Here is a 24783-nt window from a genome sequence, read left to right as displayed (position 1 = left end):
ACGCTGACCCGGACGACAAGAATGTCGTCTCCGCGGATCTGGCCTTGGGCACTGTCCTGCGGGGTCGATATGCTAGCATAGCCTCCCCGCTAAACACTCATTCCTGCGACGTGAAGCGTTCTCAGGATGACCATGAATTGTTCGAGAGTTCTGTCGATGACCAATCCTGCCCTGATTGATGAACTGAAGACCCTGGTCGAGCCTGGCAAGGTCCTGACCGACGCCGACTCCCTGAATGCGTACGGCAAGGATTGGACCAAGCACTTCGCCCCGGCGCCAAGCGCCATCGTGTTTCCCAAGACTATTGAGCAGGTGCAGGCCGTGGTTCGTTGGGCCAACGCGCACAAGGTGGCGCTGGTTCCATCGGGCGGGCGTACCGGGCTTTCTGCGGCTGCGGTTGCGGCCAACGGCGAAGTGGTCGTGTCGTTCGACTACATGAATCAGATTCTCGACGTGAACCTCACCGACCGTACCGCCGTTTGTCAGCCGGGCGTGGTCACTGAGCATTTGCAGAACGTCGCTGAAGAAAAGGGCCTGTACTACCCGGTCGACTTCGCCTCGGCAGGTTCCAGCCAGATTGGCGGCAACATCGGCACCAATGCCGGCGGGATCAAGGTTATTCGCTACGGCATGACCCGCAACTGGGTGGCCGGCATGAAAGTCGTCACCGGCAAGGGCGATGTGCTGGAGCTGAACAAAGACCTGATCAAGAACGCCACCGGTTACGACCTGCGCCAGTTGTTCATCGGCGCTGAAGGCACGCTTGGTTTCGTGGTCGAAGCGACCATGCGTCTGGATCGCGCGCCGAAAAACCTCACCGCGATGGTCCTCGGCACCGCCGATTTCGATTCGATCATGCCGGTGCTGCACGCCTTCCAGGGCAAGCTCGACCTGACCGCGTTCGAATTCTTCTCCGACAAGGCTCTGGCCAAAGTCATGGGCCGTGGCGACGTACCGGCGCCGTTCGAGACCGATTGCCCGTTCTATGCGTTGCTGGAATTCGAAGCGACCACCGAAGAGGTGGCCAACAGCGCCCTGGAAACGTTCGAGCATTGCGTCGAGCAGGGTTGGGTGCTGGACGGCGTGATGAGCCAGAGCGAAACCCAACTGCAGAACCTGTGGAAACTGCGCGAGTACATCTCCGAGACCATCTCGCACTGGACGCCGTACAAGAACGACATTTCGGTCACCGTGTCGAAAGTGCCGGCGTTTCTGAAGGAAATCGACGCGATCGTCGGTGAACACTATCCGGACTTCGAAATCGTCTGGTTCGGCCACATCGGCGACGGCAACCTGCACTTGAACATCCTCAAGCCGGATAACCTGAGCAAGGATGAGTTCTTCGCCAAGTGCGCGACCGTCAACAAGTGGGTGTTTGAAACCGTCGAGAAGTACAACGGTTCGATCTCCGCCGAGCACGGCGTGGGCATGACCAAGCGCGATTACTTGACCTACAGCCGCTCGCCGGTTGAGATCGAGTACATGAAAGCGGTCAAAGCGGTGTTCGACCCGAACGGCATCATGAACCCGGGCAAGATCTTCGCGGTTTGATCGGCAATCTTTGATGAATCAATGAAGGCAGGAGTCGGTAAATGAGCTATCAGCACCAGTACGTCGACGGCACGCGCATCCACTTCCCGATCGGGAAAGTCGTGTGCATTGGCCGTAATTACGCCGAACACGCCAAGGAACTGGACAACCCGGTGCCTACCGAGCCGTTGCTGTTCATCAAGCCGGGCAGTTGCGTGGTCGAGCTGGAAGGCGGTTTCGCCATTCCGACCGAACGCGGTTCGGTGCACTACGAAGCCGAAATTGCCGTGTTGATCGGCAAGCCGTTGTCGACCAAGCCAAGCCGTGAAGAAGTGCTCGACGCCATTTCCGGTTTCGCCCCCGCGCTTGATCTGACCCTGCGTGACAAGCAGGCCGAGCTGAAAGCCAAGGGGCTGCCGTGGGAAATCGCCAAGTCGTTCGACGGCGCGGCGGTGCTTGCACCGTTCGTGGTCGGCAGCACTTTTGCTGACCTGACCGACATCGGTATCCGCCTGACCATCAACGGCGAAGTGCGTCAGGACGGCAACAGCAGCGCGATGCTCAACCCGATCGTGCCGATGATCCAGCACATGGCTGGTTGCTTCTCGCTGCAGGCCGGTGACGTGATCCTCACCGGCACGCCGGTGGGCGTTGGCCCGCTGAACGTGGGCGACGACATCGTCCTCGAACTGGTCGGTGCGAGCAGCTTCACCAGCAGCGTGCGCTAACCGCCACGCCGCAAATCCCCTGTGGGAGCGAGCCTGCTCGCGAAGGCGCCAGGTCAGTCGACATCATCGTTGCCTGACACTCCGTCTTCGCGAGCAAGCTCGCTCCCACATTGTTTTGTGGTGCCCTGGAGATCGCTGACAACACACGACAATCCCGCCATTTGCCGTTTTTTTCACATCCTGTACGGATAATTCCTCTCATTCTGGCGTCTGAGCCGGCCTCTTTGTGCTATTACCCTTAGCCTGAATTTTCGGAACGCGTCCCTCGATGTCATCTCAAACTCAGCTCAAACCCACTCGCCGTTCACGTTTCGCCCTGCGCTGGTATGTCTGGCTTTTGCTGGTCCTTGCCGCCGCTTATGCCGTGGCGTTTGCCATGCATTGGGATGATCGCGGTGTGCTTTGGCTGCAAGAGCGGTTCGAAAGCCAGGCCGAGCAGAAAGAAAGCATCTGGCTGCCGGACTATCGCGTGGTGATCGATGCCAAGCCGCTCAAGGGGATGGAGAAGGACGAGGCTTCGGATCTGGCGTACAACCCGCAGACCAAAACGCTGTTCTCGGTGATGGGCAAGAACCCGTTTCTCGCTGAACTGACTTTACAGGGCGATGTACTGCGCAAGATGCCGCTGGTGGGCTGGAGCAATCCGGAAGGCCTGACGATGATGGAAAACGGCCTGATGGCCATCGTCGACGAGCGCCAGCACATGCTGTCGATCGTCAGGGTCGACGCTGATACTCGCGAATTGAACATCGCCGATTTCCCGAAATACGATCTCGGCCCGTCGAAAGACCAGAACAAAGCGTTCGAAGCCATCACTTGGGACGCTCGCAATCAGCAACTGTTGCTGGGCGAGGAGCGGCCACCAGCGCTGTTCACCTGGAAAAGCGATGGCAGCCAGACCCTCAAGGGCGACAAGCAGAAACTCGTCAGTGATGAACTGGATATTCGCAACCTCTCGGCCTTGGCGATTGACCCGCGCACCCAGCACACACTGGTGCTGTCTGCCGATTCACACCTGCTGTTGGAGCTGGACGAGAAGGGCGAACAGGTCAGCTTCATGACCCTGCTTGGCGGCTTCAACGGATTGAAAAACACCATCCCGCGCGCCGAAGGCGTGACCATGGACGAGGCGGGCACGCTGTATATGGTCAGCGAGCCGAACCTGTTCTACCGCTTCGAGAAACAGAAATAGCAGCCTTTACCGATTCCAATGTAGGAGCTGCCGAAGGCTGCGATCTCTTGATCTTATGAACAGCAAGATCAAAAGATCGCAGCCTGCGGCAGCTCCTACACGGGTTGGCTTGTGGTTTGAGGCAAGTGGCCATTAAGCTTCAGTTCAGACGAGCGTGATATTTCATCCGCCTGTCTTGATCCCGAGCCTACCCGAATGCGTCGACTTGCCCGCCCCAAACCTCTGATTATCGTCCTGACGGTGATTGCCCTGATCGCGTTGATTGCGATCGGTCAATACATGCGCCTGTTCGAGCGTGCCTGGTTCAACCTGCACACCCTGTGGCAACCGCAGAGTAGCGAGTCGATTGGGCTGGATCAGTATCGCGTCGAGATTGAAGCGCGGGTGATTGACGGGCTGGACGACGATGTTTCGGCGCTGACCTTCGATCCGGTGCGCAAAAGCCTGTTCACCGTGACCAACAAGAATTCCGAACTGGTCGAACTGTCGCTCGAAGGCAAGATCCTGCGGCGCATTGCCCTGATTGGTTTTGGCGATCCCGAAGCGGTCGAGTACATCAGCGCCGACACCTACGTGATCACTGACGAGCGTCAGCAGCGGCTGATCAAGATTCACCTGGAAGCAGACACCACCTTCCTCGACGCGGCGGACGCCGAGCAGATGACCCTTGGCGTACATATGGCCAGCAACAAAGGTTTTGAAGGTCTGGCGTATGACTCCGTGGGCAAGCGCCTGTTTGTCGCGAAAGAACGCAACCCGATGCTGATCTACGAAGTGCACGGCTTTCCGCACTTCAATCCGGAGAAGTCCTACGCGGTGCATGTAATCAACGATCCCAAGCGTGACGCCGGGATGTTTGTGCGCGATCTGTCGAGTTTGCAGTACGACGAGCGCAGCGGGCATTTATTGGCGCTGTCCGATGAGTCGCGGCTGATTCTGGAGCTGGATGTCGGCGGGCGACCGTTGAGCACCATGTCCATCAGTGGCGGGCGGCAGGGTTTGAAGAAGACCGTGCCGCAGGCGGAAGGCATTGCGATGGATGATGACGGGACGTTGTATCTGGTCAGTGAGCCGAACCTGTTTTACGTCTTCAAAAAAACAACACAGCCCTAACTCACACCACAAAACACTGTGGGAGCGAGCTTGCTCGCGAAGGTGTCGTGTCAGCCAATGAAGATGTTGGCTGAACTGGCGCTTTCGCGAGAAAGCTCGCTCCCACAGGTTTATTCGTCTGCCCATAAAGTGTGGGCAGCGTTGGCTTACTCAGCCTTGAGGGTTTTCACGCCTTCGCTAGTACCCAGCAGCAACAGATCCGCCGGACGCGCCGCGAACAGGCCGTTGGTGACCACGCCAACAATCGCATTGATCTGCGCTTCCAGCTCCACCGGGTTGGTGATCTGCAGGTTGAACACATCGAGAATGATGTTGCCGTTGTCGGTCAAAACGCCTTCGCGGTACACCGGGTCGCCGCCCAGTTTCACCAGTTGGCGGGCGACGTGGCTGCGCGCCATCGGGATCACTTCGACTGGCAGCGGGAACTCGCCCAGCACTGGCACCAGTTTGCTGGCGTCGGCGATGCAGATGAAGGTCTTGGCCACGGCCGCGACGATCTTCTCGCGGGTCAGTGCGGCGCCGCCGCCCTTGATCAGGTTCAGGTGCGCGTCGCTTTCGTCGGCGCCATCGACGTAGAACTCCAGGTCACTGACGGTGTTCAGCTCATACACCGGAATCCCGTGGCCCTTGAGGCGCGCGGCGGTGGCTTCGGAGCTGGCGACGGCGCCATCGAACGCACCCTTGTGCTGGGCCAGGGCGTCGATAAAGCAGTTGGCGGTGGAGCCGGTGCCGACCCCGACAATGCTCTTGTCGTCGAGTTTCGGAAGGATGAAGTCGACGGCGGCCTGAGCCACTGCCTGTTTGAGTTGATCCTGGGTCATGCGGGCTCCGGAAGCGGGCAAGGTGAGAACGGAAAGGCCGGCATTATAGCCGCAAGCGCGGCTAAAACCTCTGGATTCGTGTGGTCGTGCGGGCAAAAGCCGGGTTAGACTCCTCGGTCCCGCTCAACCGCTCAGTGATGCTTTCCGATGCTCGAACAGTACGTCAAAAAGATCCTCACCTCGCGCGTTTATGACGTTGCCGTAGAAACCCCGCTGCAGAACGCTCGCCAGCTCTCCGAGCGGCTGGGTAATGACATTTGGCTCAAGCGTGAAGACTTGCAGCCGGTGTTCTCGTTCAAGATTCGTGGCGCCTACAACAAGCTGACGCAACTGAGCGATGAAGAGCGCGCCCGTGGCGTGGTTACTGCGTCGGCGGGCAATCATGCGCAGGGCCTGGCTCTGGCGGCGAAAGTGCTGGGCGTCAAAGCCACCATCGTCATGCCCAAGACCACTCCGGAAATCAAAGTCGAAGGTGTACGTTCGCGCGGCGGCAAAGTGGTGCTGCACGGGGATTCGTTCCCGGAAGCCTTGGCCTACTCGCTGAAACTGGTTGATGAAAAAGGCTACGTCTACATCCACCCGTACGACGATCCGCACACCATTGCCGGGCAGGGCACCGTGGCCATGGAAATTCTGCGCCAGCACCCGCAGCCGCTGGACGCGATTTTCGTTCCGGTTGGCGGTGGTGGTCTGATCGCCGGCATCGCTGCGTACGTGAAATACCTGCGCCCGGACATCAAAGTCATCGGCGTCGAGCCGGACGATTCCAACTGCTTGCAAGCGGCGATGGCCGCCGGTGAGCGCGTGGTGCTGCCGACTGTGGGCATCTTCGCTGACGGCGTGGCGGTGGCGCAGATCGGCCAGCATACCTTCGATATCTGCAAAGACTATGTCGATGAAGTGATCACCGTCAGCACCGACGAGATCTGCGCCGCTATCAAGGATATCTACGACGATACCCGCTCGATCACCGAGCCTGCCGGCGCGTTGGGCGTGGCCGGGATCAAGAAATACGTCGAACAGCGCGGCGTCAGCGGCCAGACTTTTGTCGCGATCGATTCCGGCGCCAACGTCAACTTCGACCGCTTGCGCCACGTCGCTGAACGCGCCGAACTGGGTGAGGGTCGTGAAGCGATCATCGCCGTGACCATCCCCGAGAAGGCCGGCAGCTTCAAGGCGTTCTGCGAAGCGATCGGCAAGCGCCAGATCACCGAATTCAACTATCGCTATAACACCGGCAGCGAAGCGCACATCTTCGTTGGCGTGCAGACCCATCCGGAAAACGACCCGCGCAGTGCATTGCTGGCGAGCCTGACCGAGCAAGGTTTCCCGGTCACCGATCTGACCGACAACGAACTGGCCAAACTGCACATCCGCCACATGGTCGGCGGCCGCGCGGCGCAGGTGGTCGATGAAGTGGTGTTCCGTTTCGAGTTCCCGGAGCGTCCGGGGGCGCTGTTCAACTTCCTTAATAAGCTCGGTGGGCGCTGGAACATTTCGATGTTCCATTACCGCAACCACGGCGCCGCCGATGGCCGCGTGGTCGCCGGCCTGCAAGTGCCGCACGACGAGCGTCATCTGGTGCCGGCGGCGCTTGCGGAAATCGGTTACCCGTACTGGGATGAAAGCGAAAACCCGGCCTATCAGCTGTTTCTTGGCTGAACGGCTACGCTGATGGGCATGGCCCAAGGAAGAGAAATACATGGAAACCCTGACCACCCTGAAAGTCCTTCACGTCGCGGCGACCGTGGTCATACTCGCGAGCGGGCTGGGGCTCGCCGCTCTGACCTGGCGTAATCGCAGCGAAGGGCCGGCCAGCACGATGCAGCGTCCCTGGCTGTTTATCTGGTGTTTGATGCTGATCGGTATGCTCAGCATGCCTTTCACCGGCTGGTGGTTGGTGCACCTGATCGGCTGGCCACTGGGGCAGTTGTGGATTCTGGGTTCCAGCGTGATCTATGCCGTGGCCACGTTGAGTGCAGTGTGGTTGTTGGTGCGGCTTAATCGGCTGTGGACTAGCGGGGTTGGTAACTGGAAATTCACGTTGGCGCTGGCGATTGTCAGCGGCATCGGATTTCTCGCCATTGCCGGGTTGATGGGTGCCAAACCTGTTTAAGGCTTGAGACCGAGTCGACCTCATTCGCGAGCAAGCTCGCTCCCACATTGGATCTGTGTCATTCACAAATACCCTGTGGGAGCGAGCTTGCTCGCGAAGGCGTAATCAGCCGCGCAAAGAAATCACCGGCCAGCCACGCTTCTCGGCTTCAGCCCGCAGATTCGGATCCGGATCCACAGCAACGGGATTCGCCACCTGCTCCAGCAACGGCAAGTCATTCATCGAATCGCTATAGAAATAGCTGTCGTCCAGCGAATACCCGGTCTCTTCCAGCCAACGGTTCAGGCGCGTCACCTTGCCTTCACGAAAGCACGGAATGTCGGTGCTGCGTCCGCTGTAACGGCCATCAACCATTTCGCATTCAGTGGCGATCAGGGTTTCAACACCGAGGCGCACAGCAATCGGCGCAGTAACGAAGCGGTTGGTCGCGGTGATGATCACCAGTTTGTCGCCGGCGTCGCGGTGCTTTTTCAGCAGTTCCAGCGCCTTGGGCAACACGATCGGCTCGATGCAGTCGCGCATGTAATCGCTGTGCCATTGCTCGAGCACGGCCATTTCGGTGCGGCCGAGGATCTCCAGGCAGAAGTTCAGGTACGCGGCGTTATCCAGTTTGCCGGCCAGGTAATCCTGATAGAACTCGTCGTTGCGCGCTTTGTACGCAATCGGGTCGAGGAAGCCGCGTTCACACAGATAGTCGCCCCAGGCGTGATCGCTGTCGCCGCCCAGAAGGGTGTTGTCCAAATCGAAGAGTGCCAGGCGCATTGCAGTTACCCGCTGATAAGTCTGTAAAAAGGCGACAAGAATACGGTCTTTTCACAAGAGTGCACATAAGGTAGGAAGCTTCGTTGCCGCCTTATCAACCTTTGTGGAACAATGCGGCGACATGCGTTTGCGAGGTTGTTGCCGTGATCGACCCCGATGGTTTCCGCCCCAATGTCGGGATCATTCTGACGAATGACGCCGGCCAGGTGCTATGGGCTCGCCGTATCAATCAAGATGCCTGGCAGTTTCCGCAAGGGGGAATCAACCCTGAAGAGACGCCGGAAGACGCCTTGTACCGCGAGCTGAACGAAGAAGTTGGCCTGGAACGTGAAGATGTTGAAATACTGGCCTGTACTCGGGGCTGGTTGCGCTATCGTTTGCCGCAACGTCTGGTGCGTACGCACAGCCAACCGCTGTGCATCGGCCAGAAACAGAAATGGTTTCTCCTGCGCCTGATCTCCAACGAGCAGCGGGTGCGGATGGATTTGACCGGTAAACCGGAGTTCGATGGCTGGCGCTGGGTCAGCTATTGGTATCCGTTGGGCCAGGTGGTGACATTCAAGCGCGAGGTGTATCGCCGCGCCCTCAAAGAGCTTGCCCCGCGCCTTTTAGCGCGCGACTGACGACGGAGTTCGACCCCGAGCCATGCTCAATACGCTGCGCAAGATCGTCCAGGAAGTTAACTCCGCCAAGGATCTCAAGGCGGCGTTGGGGATTATTGTGTTGCGCGTCAAAGAGGCCATGGGCAGCCAGGTCTGCTCGGTCTACCTGCTTGATCCCGAGACCAACCGTTTCGTCCTGATGGCCACCGAGGGCTTGAACAAGCGCTCGATCGGCAAGGTCAGCATGGCACCCAACGAAGGTCTGGTCGGTCTGGTCGGCACGCGTGAAGAACCCCTGAACCTCGAAAACGCCTCGGTTCACCCGCGCTACCGTTACTTCGCCGAAACCGGTGAAGAGCGTTATGCCTCGTTCCTCGGTGCACCGATCATTCACCACCGCCGCGTCGTCGGCGTGTTGGTCATCCAGCAAAAAGAACGCCGTCAGTTCGACGAAGGTGAAGAAGCCTTCCTCGTGACCATGAGTGCGCAGCTCGCCGGGGTTATCGCCCACGCCGAGGCCACCGGTTCGATCCGTGGTCTGGGCCGTCAGGGCAAGGGTATTCAGGAAGCCAAGTTTGTCGGCGTGCCGGGTTCGCCGGGTGCGGCGGTCGGTACCGCGGTGGTCATGCTGCCGCCGGCCGATCTCGACGTGGTGCCAGACAAGACCATCACTGACATCAACGCCGAGCTGGCGCTGTTCAAGACCGCCATCGAAGGCGTGCGCGCCGACATGCGCGCTTTGTCCGCCAAGCTTGCGACGCAGTTGCGCCCGGAAGAGCGCGCGCTGTTCGACGTTTACCTGATGATGCTCGACGATGCCTCGCTGGGCAGCGAAATCACCACCGTGATCAAGACCGGCCAGTGGGCCCAGGGCGCTCTGCGTCAGGTGGTCACGGAACACGTCAACCGTTTCGAATTGATGGACGACGCCTACCTGCGTGAGCGTGCCTCGGACGTCAAAGACCTCGGCCGCCGCCTGCTCGCCTATTTGCAGGAAGAGCGTCAGCAGAACCTGGTCTACCCGGAAAAAACCATTCTGGTCAGCGAAGAACTGACGCCGGCGATGCTCGGCGAGGTGCCGGAAGGCACGCTGGTCGGTCTGGTTTCGGTACTCGGTTCGGGTAACTCCCACGTCGCGATCCTGGCCCGCGCCATGGGCATTCCGACGGTCATGGGTCTGGTCGACCTGCCGTATGCCAAGGTCGACGGCATCGAAATGATCGTCGACGGCACACGCGGCGAGGTCTACACCAACCCGAGCGAAGTGCTGCGCAAGCAGTTCGCCGAGGTCGTCGAAGAAGAGAAACAACTGGCGCTGGGCCTCGACACCCTGCGCGACCTGCCGTGCGTGACCCTCGATGGCCACCGCATGCCGCTGTGGGTCAACACCGGACTGCTTGCCGATGTGGCGCGGGCGCAGAAGCGTGGCGCCGAAGGTGTCGGCCTGTACCGCACCGAAGTGCCGTTCATGATCAACCAGCGCTTCCCGAGCGAGAAGGAACAACTGGCGATCTACCGCGAGCAGCTCGCTGCGTTCCACCCGCAGCCGGTGACCATGCGCAGCCTCGACATCGGTGGTGACAAGTCGCTGTCGTACTTCCCGATCAAGGAAGACAACCCGTTCCTCGGCTGGCGCGGCATTCGCGTCACCCTCGACCACCCGGAAATCTTCCTGGTGCAGACTCGCGCGATGCTCAAGGCCAGCGAAGGCCTGAACAACCTGCGGATTCTGCTGCCGATGATCTCCGGCACCCACGAACTCGAAGAAGCCCTACACCTGATCCACCGGGCCTGGGGCGAAGTGCGCGACGAAGGCACCGACGTGCCGATGCCGCCGATCGGCGTGATGATCGAGATTCCGGCGGCGGTGTATCAGACCAAGGAACTGGCGCGGATGGTCGACTTCCTGTCCGTCGGCTCCAACGACCTGACCCAATACCTGCTGGCGGTCGACCGCAACAACCCGCGTGTGGCCGATCTTTACGATTACCTGCATCCGGCGGTGCTGCAAGCTTTGCAGACCGTGGTGCGCGATGCCCATGCCGAAGGCAAACCGGTGAGTATCTGCGGCGAGATGGCCGGTGATCCGGCGGCGGCGGTGCTGTTGATGGCGATGGGTTTCGACAGTTTGTCGATGAACGCCACCAACTTGCCGAAGGTGAAGTGGATGTTGCGTCAGGTCAATCTGAGCAAGGCCCAGGAGTTGTTGGCCGAGTTGATGACCATCGATAACCCGCAAGTGATCCACAGCTCGCTGCAATTGGCGCTGAAGAACCTTGGGTTGTCGAAGATGCATCCGCCGGCGGTGGTCAAGGCCCTCTGAAGATCAAAAGCCCCTCACCCTAACCCTCTCCCGGAGGGAGAGGGGACTGATCGGGGGATGCTGCAGAGGTACGCCGACCTGAAAGTGCTGTGTTGAATCCATAATCGACCTGCACCGATCTGGTAGTGCCTTGCTAAATCCATAATCAACTCGGTCTTTCAGGTCGGTGTATGGCTCAAGACACCTCGGTCGGCTCCCTCTCCCTCCGGGAGAGGGCTGGGGTGAGGGTAGCTTTTTAAGCTGTTATCTCCACCTCGCCCAAATGCCCGCCATACGGCCCAAAACTCCGCTCGACCATCCGCCGCGACCCATCCGCCTGCACAATCAACACCGTACTCGCCCGTGTCCCATAACTCTGACTGGCAATAAACACACTCGACAACAATGACTCCGTCGCCAGACCCACCCCGGTATCTGGCAATTCAGCTTCCGGCGCGGTCTGGGCATCGCTTAGCAAATCGAGCAAGTGCTGCGGCTGAGGATCCTCCAGCACCGCACTCAACCCAGCCTTGGCCTTCAGCAACTTCGGCCACGGCGTATCCAGCCCCGCATTGGACAACCCGTAGACGCCCGATACCAGCATCACCGGCTCCGACATCCGCGCATTGAAATGCCACAGCTCATGACTATTGCCGAGCAGCAGATTGAACCCGGCATATTCCGCCGCACGCCCGACCACATCGCTCAAATAATCATCAATCGACGAATCGCCAGTCAGAAACCGCGCCACCAGTTCCCCCCGTGACTTGCGCGCTGGCGCCTGCTGCGGATCGCGAATATTGGTCAGCGCAGCAAAGCGTCCATTGGCGCCAATCCCCAGCCAGGTGCCGCCGGCCTCAAGATCACGCCCGGCATGTACGTGCGGCACTTCCGGCCATTGCGCCAGCGGCAGGCTCGGCCGGGCGTAGAACTCGTCACGGTTGGCCGCGACGATCAGTGGCAGGGCATGACCCGGGCGCCAGGCGAAAACAATCAGGCACATAAGGTGGTCCTTGTGTGTTTTTTGTCCACTGTACGCATCCGGCGTCCGTGCATCCATCGCCAGTGGAGCCAAAGGGTGTGCATCCGTTACCATGCCGCTCCGGTTTTGCGGATGCGGTCTGGGGAGACGGTCATGGAATTTCTGCTCTATCTGGCGCTGGGCGCCTGTGCGGGCGTGCTGGCCGGGCTATTCGGGGTTGGCGGTGGGATCATCATTGTCCCGGTGCTGGTGTTCAGTTTCACCTTGCAGGGCTTTGATCAGTCGATTCTCACCCATCTGGCGGTCGGCACGTCGCTGGCGACGATCATCTTCACCTCGGTCAACGCCGTGCGTGAGCATCATCGACGAGGCGCGGTGCGCTGGCCGATCTTCATGTGGATGGCCGTCGGCATTCTGCTCGGTGCAGGTTTCGGTGCGCTGACCGCTGAGGCGATTTCCGGGCCGCACCTGCAAAAGATCATCGGCGTGTTTGCCTTGATCATCTCGGTGCAACTGGCGCTGGACATCAAACCCAAGGCCAGCCGAACGGTGCCGGGTAAACTCGGTCTGACCGTGGCCGGCAGCATCATCGGCTGGGCCTCGGCGATTTTCGGCGTCGGTGGCGGCTCGCTAACCGTGCCGTTCCTGACCTGGCGCAGCGTGCCGATGCAGCAAGCGGTGGCGACCTCGTCGGCCTGCGGGCTGCCGATCGCGCTGGTCAGTGCATTAAGTTTCATGATTCTGGGGTGGCACGATCCGTTGTTGCCGCCGCATAGTCTCGGTTTTGTGTATTTGCCGGCGTTGTTGGGCATCGCCCTGACCAGCATGATCTTCGCCCGCATTGGCGCGCGTTTGGCGCATCGGTTGTCGCCGCGCTTGCTGAAACGGCTGTTCGCCGCTTTGCTGTTCAGCGTGGGTGTGAGCTTCCTGCTTTAATCGCGTCGCAATCCTGGCTTAATCCTGAGGTGGCAGCGTCGCCCGGGAATTTTGGTTTCAACTCTAACGAGGAGTCGCAATGCTGCCTTACCCGCAGATCGACCCGGTGGCCCTGGCCATCGGTCCGCTGAAAATCCACTGGTACGGTCTGATGTACCTGATCGGCATCGGCGGTGCGTGGCTGCTGGCGTCGCGCCGGCTCAACCGTTTCGACCCGACCTGGACCAAGGAGAAACTCTCCGACATGGTCTTCTGGATGTCGATGGGCGTCATCGTCGGCGGACGTCTGGGCTATGTGCTGTTCTACGATCTGAGCGCTTACCTGGCCAACCCGACGCTGATTTTCGAAGTGTGGAAGGGCGGCATGTCGTTCCACGGCGGTTTCATCGGCGTAATGCTGGCTGCGTTGTGGTTCGGCAAGCGCAACGGCAAGTCGTTCTTCCAGTTGATGGACTTTGTCGCGCCGATGGTGCCGATCGGTTTGGGCGCCGGGCGCATAGGTAACTTTATCAACGCCGAATTGTGGGGCAAAGCCACCGACGTACCGTGGGCCATGGTCTTTCCGCCATTCAGCGATCCGGCGCAACTGCCGCGTCACCCGTCGCAGCTGTATCAGTTCGCGCTCGAAGGCGTGGCGCTGTTCCTGATCCTGTGGATTTTCTCGCGCAAACCGCGTCCGACCATGGCCGTTTCCGGCATGTTCGCGCTGTTCTACGGCATCTTCCGTTTCATCGTCGAATTCGTCCGTGTGCCGGATGCGCAGTTGGGCTATCTGGCCTGGAACTGGCTGACCATGGGCCAGGTACTCTGCGTGCCGATGATCGTCGGCGGGCTGTTCCTGATCTGGCTGGCCTATCGTCGCGCACCGGCAGCACCGCTCGCGCCGACGGCTTAAACTACGAACCCCGGCGCGCGACGCCGGGGCTCAAAGGACACAGGTAACTCATGAAGCAATATCTCGAACTGGTCTCGCACGTCATTCAGAACGGCAGCAAACAGGCCAACCGCACCGGCATCAACACCATCAGTTTCCCGGGTGCGATGCTGCGTTTCGATCTGCAGGAAGGTTTTCCGGCGATCACCACGCGCAAAATGGCCTTCAAATCGGCCATCGGCGAGATGTGCGGTTTTCTCCGTGGCGTGAACAATGCCGCTGAATTTCGCGCGCTGGGCTGCAAGGTCTGGGACCAGAACGCCAACGAAAACGCGCAATGGCTGGCCAACCCGTTCCGCCAGGGCGACGACGACCTCGGCGAAATCTACGGCGTGCAATGGCGCAAATGGCCGGCGTACAAGCAGATCCCGCTGAGCAACAGCGCCGCCATCGAACAAACCCTGAGCAACGGCTACAAGCAGATTGCTCAGGGCGAAGAAGACGGCCAGGCCTACGTGGTGCTGTACAAAGCCATCGACCAGGTGCGCCAGTGCGTCGACACGATCATCAACGATCCGGGTAGCCGCCGTATTCTGTTCCACGGCTGGAACGTCGCTCAGCTGGATGAAATGGCCCTGCCGCCGTGCCACCTGCTGTACCAGTTCCACCCGAATGTCGAGACCAAAGAGATTTCTCTGACCCTCTACATCCGCTCCAACGATCTGGGTCTGGGCACGCCGTTCAACCTCACCGAAGGCGCCGCGCTGCTTAGCCTGATCGGTCGCCTGACCGGCTACACGCCGCGCTGGTTCACCTATTTCATCGGTGATGCGCACGTCTACGAGAACCACCTGGACATGCTCAACGAACAGCTCAAGCGCGAGCCGTTCGCCATGCCGAGACTGAAAATCTCCGACCGCGTGCCGGAGTTCGCCAAGACTGGCGTGTATCAGCCGGAATGGCTGGAGCTGGTCGAGCCGAGCGACTTCTCGCTGGAAGGTTACGAGCACCACGCGCCAATGACCGCGCCAATGGCGGTCTGACAAGCAATACGCAATACCCCTGTGTAGGAGCTGCCGAAGGCTGCGATCTTTTGATCTTACTGTTTATAAGATCAAAAGATCGCAGCCTGCGGCAGCTCCTACATTTGGTTTTGTGTTGGACTCAATGGCCGTGGCTGCGGCCTACGTGGGAGTGTTCCACTTCCGTCGCGACAACCCCACCACTCACTTCCAGCCGCTGCAAAATCCCGCATTGATCCGCCCCCGGCCCTTCGCCACAACGTTGGCGCAGGTCGAGCAGTTGCGTCTGCAACGCCAACAAGCCATCGATCCGCGCCTTCACGTGCTGGATGTGCTCGTCGATCAGCGTATTGACGCTTTCACACTGATCCTGCGGGCTGTCACGCATGGCCAGCAGACTGCGGATTTCTTCAAGGGTCATGTCGAGGGTGCGGCAGTTGCGGATGAAGGTCAGGCGTTCGGCGTGGGCCTGGGTGTAGACGCGGTAATTGCCGTCGCTGCGGGCCGGTTCCGGCAGGAGGTTTTCGCGCTCGTAGTAGCGGATGGTTTCCACGGCGCAGTCGGTGAGTTTGGCCAGTTCTCCGATCTTCATGACGGCAATCTCCAAAAGGGTGCTTGACCCTATAGTGGCTACAGGGTCTTTACTTGGCAACAGGCACCTTCATGGACGCGACCAATGAGCGATTCCCAGCACACCCACAAGCCCGGTGACGGCCACGATCACAGTCATAAATTGCAGCCTGTGCATAAGCATTCACATGGCGCCGATTCCTGCTGCGGGTCGAAAGTCGCAGCACCGGCACCGGTTCATGCGCACGAAGATTCCTGCTGCTCGTCGACAGCCGCCGCGCCTGCGTTGGTGCAGTTGAGCGAAAAGACCAGCGCCGATGCGCGGCTGAGCAGTTTCCGCATCGAGGCGATGGACTGCCCGACGGAGCAGACGCTGATCCAGAACAAACTCGGCAAGCTCGCCGGTGTGCAGCAACTGGAATTCAACCTGATCAATCGCGTGCTCGGCGTGACCCACAATCTGCCGGGCACGGAACCGATCACCGAGGCGATCAAATCCCTCGGCATGCACGCCGAACCGCTGGAGGCGGGCGTCGACTCGCCAGCCCCGGCCCCGGTGAAAAAACACTGGTGGCCGCTGGCGCTGTCCGGTGTCGGCGCGCTCGCCGCCGAAGTCATCCACTTCACCAACGCCGCACCGACCTGGGTGGTGGCGATCATCGCGCTGGTGTCGATCCTCAGCGGTGGCCTGACCACCTATAAAAAGGGCTGGATCGCCCTGAAGAACCGCAACCTCAACATCAACGCACTGATGAGCATCGCCGTCACCGGTGCCATCCTCATCGGCCAATGGCCGGAAGCAGCGATGGTGATGTTCCTGTTCACCGTTGCCGAGCTGATCGAAGCGCGCTCGCTGGACCGTGCGCGCAACGCGATCAGCGGCCTGATGCAGATGACGCCGGAACAAGCCACGGTGTTGCAGGCTGACGGCAGCTGGATTGAGCAGGATGTGAAAAGCGTCGAGTTCGGTGCCCGTGTGCGAGTAAAACCCGGCGAGCGCATTGCGCTGGACGGTGAAGTGCTCAGCGGCAGTTCGACCATCGACCAGGCGCCGATCACCGGTGAGAGCCTGCCGGTCGAAAAAACCGTCGGCGACAAAGTCTTCGCCGGCACCATCAACCAGGCCGGTTCGCTGGAATACACGGTGACCGCAGCGGCGAACAACTCGACCCTGGCGCGAATCATTCACGCCGTCGAGCAGGCGCAAGGCGCGCGCGCACCGACCCAGCGCTTCGTCGATCAGTTCTCGAAAATCTACACGCCCGTAGTGTTCGTGTTTGCCTTGGCCGTGGCGATCATTCCGCCGCTGTTCATGGGCGCTGTGTGGTTCGACTGGATCTACCGCGCGCTGGTGTTGCTGGTGGTCGCGTGCCCGTGTGCACTGGTGATTTCCACCCCGGTGACCATCGTCAGCGGCCTCGCGGCGGCGGCGCGCAAAGGCATTCTGGTCAAGGGCGGCGTGTACCTGGAGGGCGGTTTCAAGCTCGATTATCTGGCGCTGGATAAAACCGGGACGATCACTCACGGCAAACCGGTGCAGACCGATTACCTGTCGCTGGACCCAACCGCCGATGCCTCCGCGCCGGCTATCGCTGCTGCGTTGGCGGGGCGCTCGGATCACCCGGTGTCGCTGGCCATCGCCAATGCCGCTGTGGATAAAAACTTCGAAGCGTTGATTGTGGATAACTTCGAAGCGCTGGGCGGGCGTGGCGTCAAAGGCCAGATCAACGGCCAGACCTACCACTTGGGCAACCATCGCTTGGTAGAAGAACTCGGCCTGTGCTCGCCCGCGCTGGAAGAAAAACTCTTCGCACTGGAGAAGCAGGGCAAATCGGTGGTGTTGCTGCTCGACAGCTCCGGCCCGCTGGCGCTGTTCGCCGTGGCTGACACGGTCAAGGAAACCAGCCGCGAAGCGATTCGTCAGTTGCATGAACTCGGGGTGAAAACCCTGATGCTCACCGGTGACAACGTGCACACCGCTCAGGCGATTGCTGCGCAGGTTGGCATCGACGAGGCCCGTGGCGACTTGTTGCCGACCGACAAACTGCAAGCCATCGAGGAGCTTTACGGTAAAGGTCATCGGGTCGGCATGGTCGGCGACGGCATCAACGACGCGCCGGCACTGGCCCGCGCCGAGATCGGTTTCGCCATGGCCGCTGCCGGCACCGATACGGCGATTGAAACCGCCGATGTCGCCCTGATGGACGACGATCTGCGCAAAATCCCGGCGTTCATCAACCTGTCGCGCAATACCGCCAGCATCCTGAAACAGAACATCGCGCTGGCCCTGGTGATCAAAGCTATCTTTCTTGCGGTAACCTTCGCCGGGCTCGCCACCATGTGGATGGCGGTGTTTGCCGACATGGGCGTGAGCCTGCTGGTGGTGTTCAACGGTTTGCGCCTGCTGCGCAAATAGATGAGGAAAGGTTGTGCTGAGTGCCGAGCTGAAAGCGTTTTACATGGTCGCCCGCCTGGGCAGCATCACGCTGGCGGCGAAAAAACTCGGCCTCAGCCAACCGACCGTGACCACGCAGATCCGCAATCTGGAAAGTCAGTACTCGGTGGAGCTGTTCTACCGTGGCGGCCGGCGTCTGAGCGTCAGTGATGAAGGCGCGCGGTTGCTGCCGATGGTCAAGACCCTGCTGCAGCAAGAGGCCGATATCGAGTTCTTCCTGCGCAACAGCGGCCAGGTGCAGGGCACTTTGCGCATCGCCGCGACGGCGCCGTATTACATTCTTGATCTGGTGAAGACCTTTCGCGAGCGTCTGCCGCAAGTGGAAGTGTCGGTGGAAATCGGCAATTCACAGCAGGTGCTCGAGGCGCTGGAGGATTACCGCGTGGACATCGCCGCGTCGTCGCAATTGCTTGATGACGCGCGGTTGATTCGTCGGGTGTTGGGCACTGATCCGCTGGTGCTGGCGGTGCATCGCAATCATCCGCTGGCGACGCAGGAGCATGTGGCGTTGAGTGCGCTGGCCGGGCATACCTTGTTGATGCGCGAAACCGGGTCAACGACGCGGCGGCTGACTGAAGAGTTACTGGCCAGCGCCGGGGTCAGTTTCGGGCCGTTGTTGGAAATTGGTAGTCGTGAGTCGATCCGTGAGGCGGTGTTGCGCAATATTGGCATCAGTATTATTGCGCGGCAGGAAGTGCCGCATGATCCGCAGTTGCGCGTGTTGACCATTGAGAATGCGCCGCAGATTCCTGAATATCTGTATTGCCTGAAAGAGCGCAAGGGCGCGCGGTTGCCGGCGGCGTTTCTCGGCTTGGCCCAGGAAATGTCCCCGGCCTGAGATCTTCAGTGCCTGTGCCGGCCTTTTCGCGAGCAAGCTCGCTCCCACATTGAATTTGCGTTGTGAACACTATCCCCTGTGGGAGCGAGCTTGCTCGCGAAGGCGTCAGCCCAGGCAACACAAAATCTGAACCAAAATCCCTGAATACCACTATCGGCCGTTTTTGCCTCACTGCCACATGACGGACGCATTACAACTCTAGGATTGGCCTCATCTGCTTGATGAGGTCTGTCCATGAATCCTGCCATCGCAACTGCCCTGACCAACCCCGGCGCACCCATGAAAGTGCGCGGCGTGCAGAACGCTTCGGCGCGTTTACTGCGCTGGATAACGTCTCCCTCGACGTCGCCGCCGGTGAACTGGTGTGCCTGCTCGGTCCGTCGGGCTGCGGCAAGACCACGTTGCTGCGCTGCATCGCCGGTCTGGAAAAGCAGGACAGCGGCGAGCTGTACCTCGGTGACCGCGACGTCTCGCACCTCGCACCGCAAGCGCGGGACTACGGGATTCTGTTCCAGTCCTACGCGCTGTTCCCCAATCTGACCGTCGAAGCGAACATTGCCTACGGCCTCGCTGGCAGCGGCCGCGATGAAGTGCGCCGCCGCGTCGGGCAGATGCTCGAACTGGTCGGCCTCACCGGCAGCGAGAAAAAGTACCCCGGCCAGTTGTCCGGCGGCCAGCAGCAGCGCGTTGCTCTAGCTCGGGCCTTGGCGCCGGCACCATCGCTGCTGTTGCTCGACGAACCGATGTCCGCCCTCGACGCCCGCGTCCGCGAGCATCTGTGCACCGAGCTGCGCCAACTGCAGCGCAACCTCGGCATCACCACCCTGATGGTCACGCACAATCAGGACGAAGCCATGCTGATGGCCGACCGTATCGCGGTGATGAACAACGGCCGCGTCGAGCAGTACGCCACGCCGCAGGAAATCTACAACCGCCCGGCCACGCCGTTCGTGGCCGAGTTTGTCGGCCAGGGCAACTGGTTGCCGTTCCAACGCAGCAGCGACACTCACGCGCAGGTCGGCGGGATGAATCTGCGCCTCAGCGACGGCAGCATCCAGCGCGCCTCGGGCCGACTGTTCTGCCGCCCGGAAGCGATCAACGTCAATCCACCGGTGCACGAAGAAAACCTGTTTCCGGCCAAAGTCCGCGAGATCACTTTCCTCGGCAATCGCTGCCGCATGAGCTTCGAGCTCGATCAGTTGCCGGGCCACGCGCTGCTCGCCGAACTCGCCCCGGAAGCCATGCCACGCCTCGGCGCCCAGCAAATCATGGTCGCCTTACCGCCGCGCAGCCTGCAGGTGTTTGCCTGATGAACAGCAACCTCGCGCTGCCGCTACCGCACAAGCAGGTGCGCCAGACTTCGAAAGCCGAGATCGGCGATCGCATTTTTGTCGTCGGCGGCAAAGTCCTTCTGCTGCTGTTGCTCGGCGTCGCGGTGTTGCTGCCGTTGCTGGCGATCTTCTGGCGTGGTTTCAGCAGTGAAGCCGGGCAGGGCGGTGGCTGGGTCGCGGCGAAGGAACTGGTGAGCAGCGAGAATTTCCACTGGCTGCTCGGCAACAGCCTGAAAGTGTCCCTCAGCGTCGCGGCCATCGTTGTACCGCTGGCCTATCTGTTTGCCTACGCGCTGCAACGCACAATGATTCCGGCGAAGGGCATCTGGCGCGGCATCTCCTTACTGCCGCTGATGGCGCCGTCGATGTTGCCGGGCATTGCGCTGGTTTATCTGTTCGGCAACCAGGGCATGTTGCGCGGGTTGCTCTCGGACAATATCTACGGGTTCTGGGGGATTGTGCTGGGTGAGGTGATCTACACCTTTCCCCATGCGCTGATGATTTTGCTCTCGGCATTGTCGCTGGCTGATGCGCGATTGTTCGACGCTGCGTCGAGCATGGGCGCCAGTCCGGCCAAGGCGTTTCGCAGCATCACCTGGCCGGCAACGCGGCAGGCCGTGTTCGCCGCGTTCTGTCTGGTGTTCACCCTGACCATCACCGATTTCGGCGTGCCGGTGGTGGTCGGTGGCGACTATCAAGTGCTGGCGTTGGAGGCCTACAAAGCGGTGGTCGGCCAGCAACAATTCGGTCGCGGCGCGTTGATTGGCATGGTGCTGTTGCTGCCGGCGCTGTTCAGCTTCGGCGTCGATGCCTGGCTGCGTCGGCGTCACGGCGACTCCATGAGCGGGCGGGCGCAGGTGTTCAAACCGGCGCCGTCGAAAGTGCGCGATGGCTGCTATCTGGCGATCGTCTTATTGATCAGTGCCGCGTTGATTCTGGTGTTCGGCATGGCGGTGTTCTCCTCCTTGGTGAAGTTCTGGCCGTACAACCTGTCGCTGTCGCTCAACCATTACCAGTTCAACGAAACCGCTGGCGGTGGCTGGCTGGCCTACAGCAACAGTTTGAAGATGGCCTTGGGCACGGCGTTGATCGGCAGTGTGTTGATCTTCACCGGCGCTTACCTGATGGAGAAAACCCGCACTCAGCGCGGCCTCAACCTGGCGTTGCGCATGCTCAGTTTCGTACCGATGGCGGTGCCGGGGCTGGTGCTTGGTCTGGGTTACGTCTTCTTCTTCAACCTCACCGGTAACCCGCTGCACGTGCTGTACGGGACGATGACGCTGTTGATCGTCTGCACCATTGCGCACTACCTGACCACCGCACAAATGACCGCGACCACCGCGTTGCGCCAGCTCGATGCCGAGTTCGAAGCCGCCGCGCTGTCGCTGAAGGCGCCGCTGTACCGCCACTACCTGCGCGTCACCGTGCCGATCTGTTTGCCGGCGCTGCTCGACATCGTGCGCTACCTGTTCGTCTCGGCGATGACCACCGTTTCCGCTGCGATCTTCCTTTACAGCCCCGACACCATCCTCGCGGCGGTCGCGGTGCTGAACATGGATGACGCCGGCAACGTCGGCGGTGCGGCGGCGATGTCGACCCTGATTCTGTTCACCTCGGCGGGCGTGTCCTTGCTGCTGGCGTGGGCTTCGCGCGGCTTGCTGCGCCGTTCTCAAGCCTGGCGGCAAACCGCGCCCGGTCACTGATTCAACTCACTTACAGGAAAACGATCATGTTCAAGCCTATGGCCCTGGCCGCAGCTGTGCTCGCTACTTTCAGCCTGAATGCCTTCGCGGCAAAAACCGAGTTGACGGTGTACACCGCCCTCGAAGCCGAACAGCTGAAGACCTACAAAGAAGCGTTCGAAAAGGCCAACCCGGACGTCGAGATCAAATGGGTGCGCGATTCCACCGGGATCATCACCGCCAAACTGCTCGCCGAAAAAGCCCGCCCGCAGGCTGACGCCGTTTGGGGCCTGGCCGCTTCGAGCCTGGCGATCCTCGACCAGCAAGGCATGCTGCAAAGCTACGCGCCGAAGGATCTCGGCAAGATCGGCGCGAACTACCGTGACGCTGCCAACCCGCCAGCGTGGGTCGGCATGGATGTGTGGGCCGCGACGATTTGCTTCAATACCGTTGAGGCTGAGAAGCAGGGCCTGACCAAACCCGTGAGCTGGCAGGATCTGACCAAGCCTGAGTACAAAGGCAAGATCGTCATGCCCAACCCGGCGTCGTCCGGCACCGGTTTTCTCGACGTCAGCGCCTGGCTGCAAACCTTTGGCGAGAAGCAGGGCTGGGCCTACATGGACGGTCTGCACCAGAACATCGGCCAGTACGTTCACTCCGGTTCCAAGCCTTGCAAGTTAGCCGCGGCGGGCGAGTTCCCGATCGGGATTTCCTTTGAATACCCAGCGGTACAGCTGAAGCGTCAGGGCGCGCCGCTGGACATCATCTTGCCGAAGGAAGGCCTGGGCTGGGAGATCGAAGCGACTGCCGTGATCAAAGGCACGCCGCATGAAGAGGCAGCGAAGAAACTGGCTGACTTCTCGGCGAGTGCTGAGGCGATGGATCTGTACAAGGAGAACTTCGCCGTGCTCGCGCAACCGGGGATCGCCAAGCCGCAGACAGAATTGCCGGCAGATTATGAGCAGCGTCTGATCAAGAACGACTTTGCCTGGGCCTCGAAGAATCGTGACGAGATCCTGACCGAGTGGCGCAAGCGTTATGACGGCAAGTCCGAGAAAGTTGCGGCCAAGTAAGATCTTTATCGACTGAAAGGGCCTCATCGCTGGCAAGCCAGCTCCCACAGGTTTCAAGGTGTTCCCGCCATCAGTGTTCACCATAAAACCCTGTGGGAGCTGGCTTGCCAGCGATGGCTATCCTTCATTCAGAGCACCTCTAAATGACACAACACAAAGACCTGCTCATCGTCGGCGCCGGTATCCTCGGCCTGTCCCACGCCTACGCCGCCGCCAAACGCGGCCTCAAGGTCGCCGTTTTCGAACGCACCGCCACGCCCCTCGGCGCCTCGGTGCGCAACTTCGGTCAGGCCCTGGTCACCGGCCAACCACCCGGCCCAATGCTCGAACTGGCCAAGGCCAGCCGCGAGATATGGGGCGACTGGGCGCAGCTCGCCGGTTTGCAGATCAAGCGTAACGGCTCGTACCTGTTCGCTCGCACTGAAGTTGAAGAACACTTGCTGGAAGTGTTCTGCAACGGTCGCGCCGTGGAGCACGGTTACAACATCCAGTTGCTGCGCGGCGCGGCCTTGCGCGATCTGTATCACGGCCAGTTCAGCCACCACCGCGCCGCGTTGCACGGCATCGACGATCAACAGCTGTACTCACGTGAAGCAATCCCGGCGCTGATCGATTACCTGCGCCGCGACCTCGGCGTCGAGTTCCACTTCTCCACGCTCGTACGCGACGTCGAGCCGGGGCACCTGCACAGCACCGCCGGCAGTTTTACCGCGAAGCAGATCATCGTCTGCTCCGGCCACGACTATCAGACCCTGCTGGCCGAACCGATCGCCGCGCTCGACCCGCAAATCTGCCGCCTGCAAATGCTCCGCGCCAAACCGCAGATCGATCTCAACCTGCAACACGCCTTGCTCACCGGTTTGAGTTGCGTGCACTACGGCGCCTTCGCCGATCTGCCGGAAGCATCGGCGGTGCAGGCGCAGATCCTGCGTGAACAACCGCACCTGCACGACAACGGCATCCACCTGTTGATCAGCCCGACGCCGTACGGCGAACTGATCATCGGCGACTCGCACCATTACGGCAGCGACCCTTCACCGTTCAACGCCGAGCAAGTCGACAACTGGATGCTCGAACTGGCCGAACAGACATTGGGCTGCAAGGTGCAAGTGGTCGAGCGCTGGCAGGGCGTCTATGGTTCTCGAGGACCCGGGCCGTTTTCGTTGCTGCGCCCGGCAGCGGGGTTGAGTGTGGCGTTGATGCACACCGGCGTCGGCATGAGCGTCGGCCCGGCGTTGGCCGAGCGCAACATTGCGCAGTTGCTGGAGGAAGTTTGATGACAGGTCACGAGCAAGTCGTCGCCCGGGTATTCGGACTGTACGAGCGCTTCGGCACCAGCGATTACATCGGTGAACCGGTGTCGCAGATCGAGCATATGTCTCAGGCGGCCGAACTGGCGATGGCTGAGGGCTTTGACGATGAAGTGGTGTTGGCGGCGTTCTTTCATGACATCGGCCATTTGTGTGCCGAGGGCGCGGAGAATATGGGCGGTTATGGCGTGCTCAGCCATGAACGCCTGGGCGCGGATTACTTGCGTGAAGCTGGTTTCAGCGAGCGTATGGCGCGGCTGGTGGAGTATCACGTACAGGCCAAACGGTATTTGACGTTGCGTGAGCCGGGGTATTTTGATCGGTTGAGTGAGGCGAGTCGGCGGACGCTTGAGTATCAGGGCGGGGTGATGACCGAGGCGGAGGCGGATGTGTTTGAGCGAGATCCGTTATGCGCGGTCAGCCTGCGGATGCGCCAGTGGGATGAGTTGGCCAAGGAGAGGGCGGTGCCGGTGATGGATCTGGCGGTGCTCAAGCGCAAGGCTGAGGTTTTGTTGTTGGCTGAGTGATTGTCGCCCTCACCCCA

Annotated in this window: 21 protein-coding genes and 1 pseudogene; 18 read left to right on the top strand and 4 right to left on the bottom strand. The window is 60.6% G+C overall.

All coding sequences use genetic code 11. From position 1 onward, the window contains the following. Positions 1–156: 156 nt before the first annotated feature. From ACW9IR_RS10810 to ACW9IR_RS10795, 4 genes are all read left to right on the top strand, one after another. Complete coding sequence (locus ACW9IR_RS10810; protein ID WP_110718062.1) at positions 157–1551, top strand: FAD-binding oxidoreductase; 1395 nt, start codon at positions 157–159, stop codon at positions 1549–1551. A 41-nt stretch (positions 1552–1592) separates the two neighbouring features. Beyond that, positions 1593–2258: a fumarylacetoacetate hydrolase family protein gene (locus ACW9IR_RS10805; protein ID WP_007913879.1), complete on the top strand. Its 666-nt coding sequence runs from the start codon at positions 1593–1595 to the stop codon at positions 2256–2258. Between the two features lie 268 nt (positions 2259–2526). Then, positions 2527–3450: an SdiA-regulated domain-containing protein gene (locus ACW9IR_RS10800; protein ID WP_223027650.1), complete on the top strand. Its 924-nt coding sequence runs from the start codon at positions 2527–2529 to the stop codon at positions 3448–3450. A 195-nt stretch (positions 3451–3645) separates the two neighbouring features. Further along, complete coding sequence (locus ACW9IR_RS10795) at positions 3646–4563, top strand: SdiA-regulated domain-containing protein (protein WP_457463131.1); 918 nt, start codon at positions 3646–3648, stop codon at positions 4561–4563. Positions 4564–4709: 146 nt separating this feature from the next. Here the strand turns inward: ACW9IR_RS10795 and rpiA are convergent, their stop codons facing one another. Then, positions 4710–5384 (bottom strand): ribose-5-phosphate isomerase RpiA, encoded by a 675-nt coding sequence (gene rpiA / locus ACW9IR_RS10790; RefSeq protein ID WP_007913886.1) that lies wholly within the window; start codon positions 5382–5384, stop codon positions 4710–4712. 147 nt (positions 5385–5531) lie between these two features. Between rpiA and ilvA the strand changes: the two genes are divergently transcribed. Beyond that, the gene (ilvA, locus tag ACW9IR_RS10785) at positions 5532–7046 is read left to right on the top strand and encodes a threonine ammonia-lyase, biosynthetic (protein WP_095121585.1); all 1515 of its coding nucleotides are present in this window, start codon (positions 5532–5534) and stop codon (positions 7044–7046) included. Positions 7047–7086: 40 nt separating this feature from the next. Then, complete coding sequence (locus ACW9IR_RS10780; protein WP_102901372.1) at positions 7087–7500, top strand: DUF2269 family protein; 414 nt, start codon at positions 7087–7089, stop codon at positions 7498–7500. A 105-nt stretch (positions 7501–7605) separates the two neighbouring features. Here ACW9IR_RS10780 and ACW9IR_RS10775 read toward each other — a convergent pair whose 3' ends face one another. After that, positions 7606–8262, bottom strand: a complete 657-nt coding sequence (locus tag ACW9IR_RS10775; protein WP_110718059.1) for a histidinol-phosphatase — start codon at positions 8260–8262, stop codon at positions 7606–7608. A 143-nt stretch (positions 8263–8405) separates the two neighbouring features. Between ACW9IR_RS10775 and ACW9IR_RS10770 the strand changes: the two genes are divergently transcribed. Then, positions 8406–8885, top strand: a complete 480-nt coding sequence (locus ACW9IR_RS10770; RefSeq protein WP_003229203.1) for an RNA pyrophosphohydrolase — start codon at positions 8406–8408, stop codon at positions 8883–8885. 22 nt (positions 8886–8907) lie between these two features. Further along, positions 8908–11187, top strand: coding sequence for a phosphoenolpyruvate--protein phosphotransferase (ptsP, locus tag ACW9IR_RS10765; RefSeq protein ID WP_127930148.1), 2280 nt, complete (start codon positions 8908–8910; stop codon positions 11185–11187). 235 nt (positions 11188–11422) lie between these two features. Here ptsP and ACW9IR_RS10760 read toward each other — a convergent pair whose 3' ends face one another. After that, positions 11423–12169, bottom strand: coding sequence for an NRDE family protein (locus tag ACW9IR_RS10760; RefSeq protein WP_457463128.1), 747 nt, complete (start codon positions 12167–12169; stop codon positions 11423–11425). Positions 12170–12301: 132 nt separating this feature from the next. Between ACW9IR_RS10760 and ACW9IR_RS10755 the strand changes: the two genes are divergently transcribed. The 3 genes from ACW9IR_RS10755 to ACW9IR_RS10745 all read left to right on the top strand — a co-directional run bounded on the left by ACW9IR_RS10755 (position 12302) and on the right by ACW9IR_RS10745 (position 15001). Then, on the top strand, positions 12302–13084 hold the full coding sequence (locus tag ACW9IR_RS10755) for a sulfite exporter TauE/SafE family protein (protein ID WP_457463126.1): 783 nt from the start codon (positions 12302–12304) through the stop codon (positions 13082–13084). 79 nt (positions 13085–13163) lie between these two features. Further along, a complete protein-coding gene (gene lgt, locus ACW9IR_RS10750; protein WP_007913003.1) occupies positions 13164–13979 on the top strand; it encodes a prolipoprotein diacylglyceryl transferase in 816 nt (271 codons plus the stop codon). Between the two features lie 50 nt (positions 13980–14029). Next, a complete protein-coding gene (locus ACW9IR_RS10745) occupies positions 14030–15001 on the top strand; it encodes a thymidylate synthase (protein WP_457463123.1) in 972 nt (323 codons plus the stop codon). Between the two features lie 121 nt (positions 15002–15122). Here ACW9IR_RS10745 and cadR read toward each other — a convergent pair whose 3' ends face one another. Then, complete coding sequence (cadR, locus tag ACW9IR_RS10740) at positions 15123–15572, bottom strand: Cd(II)/Pb(II)-responsive transcriptional regulator (RefSeq protein ID WP_008088440.1); 450 nt, start codon at positions 15570–15572, stop codon at positions 15123–15125. 84 nt (positions 15573–15656) lie between these two features. On the opposite strand from cadR, the gene ACW9IR_RS10735 reads away from it, so the two are divergent. From ACW9IR_RS10735 to ACW9IR_RS10705, 7 genes and pseudogenes are all read left to right on the top strand, one after another. Beyond that, the gene (locus ACW9IR_RS10735) at positions 15657–17966 is read left to right on the top strand and encodes a heavy metal translocating P-type ATPase (protein ID WP_457463121.1); all 2310 of its coding nucleotides are present in this window, start codon (positions 15657–15659) and stop codon (positions 17964–17966) included. A 13-nt stretch (positions 17967–17979) separates the two neighbouring features. Continuing rightward, positions 17980–18843 (top strand): LysR family transcriptional regulator, encoded by an 864-nt coding sequence (locus ACW9IR_RS10730; protein WP_457463119.1) that lies wholly within the window; start codon positions 17980–17982, stop codon positions 18841–18843. A 234-nt stretch (positions 18844–19077) separates the two neighbouring features. Then, a pseudogene (locus tag ACW9IR_RS10725) lies at positions 19078–20153 on the top strand (putative 2-aminoethylphosphonate ABC transporter ATP-binding protein). Beyond that, on the top strand, positions 20153–21877 hold the full coding sequence (locus ACW9IR_RS10720; protein WP_457463117.1) for a putative 2-aminoethylphosphonate ABC transporter permease subunit: 1725 nt from the start codon (positions 20153–20155) through the stop codon (positions 21875–21877). The pseudogene ACW9IR_RS10725 and the gene ACW9IR_RS10720 overlap by 1 nt, the downstream one beginning before the upstream one ends. A gap of 26 nt (positions 21878–21903) precedes the next feature. After that, a complete protein-coding gene (locus ACW9IR_RS10715) occupies positions 21904–22929 on the top strand; it encodes a putative 2-aminoethylphosphonate ABC transporter substrate-binding protein (RefSeq protein ID WP_102901362.1) in 1026 nt (341 codons plus the stop codon). 143 nt (positions 22930–23072) lie between these two features. After that, positions 23073–24206, top strand: coding sequence for a TIGR03364 family FAD-dependent oxidoreductase (locus tag ACW9IR_RS10710; RefSeq protein ID WP_457463115.1), 1134 nt, complete (start codon positions 23073–23075; stop codon positions 24204–24206). Beyond that, positions 24206–24766, top strand: coding sequence for a phosphonate degradation HD-domain oxygenase (locus tag ACW9IR_RS10705; protein WP_457463113.1), 561 nt, complete (start codon positions 24206–24208; stop codon positions 24764–24766). The genes ACW9IR_RS10710 and ACW9IR_RS10705 overlap by 1 nt, the downstream gene beginning before the upstream one ends. Positions 24767–24783 lie beyond the last annotated feature (17 nt).

The sequence above is a fragment of the Pseudomonas sp. SDT291_1_S447 genome (genome assembly GCF_054070155.1).
Note: the sequence above shows the minus strand (reverse complement) of the source record. Positions and strands in the feature narration are given on the sequence as shown.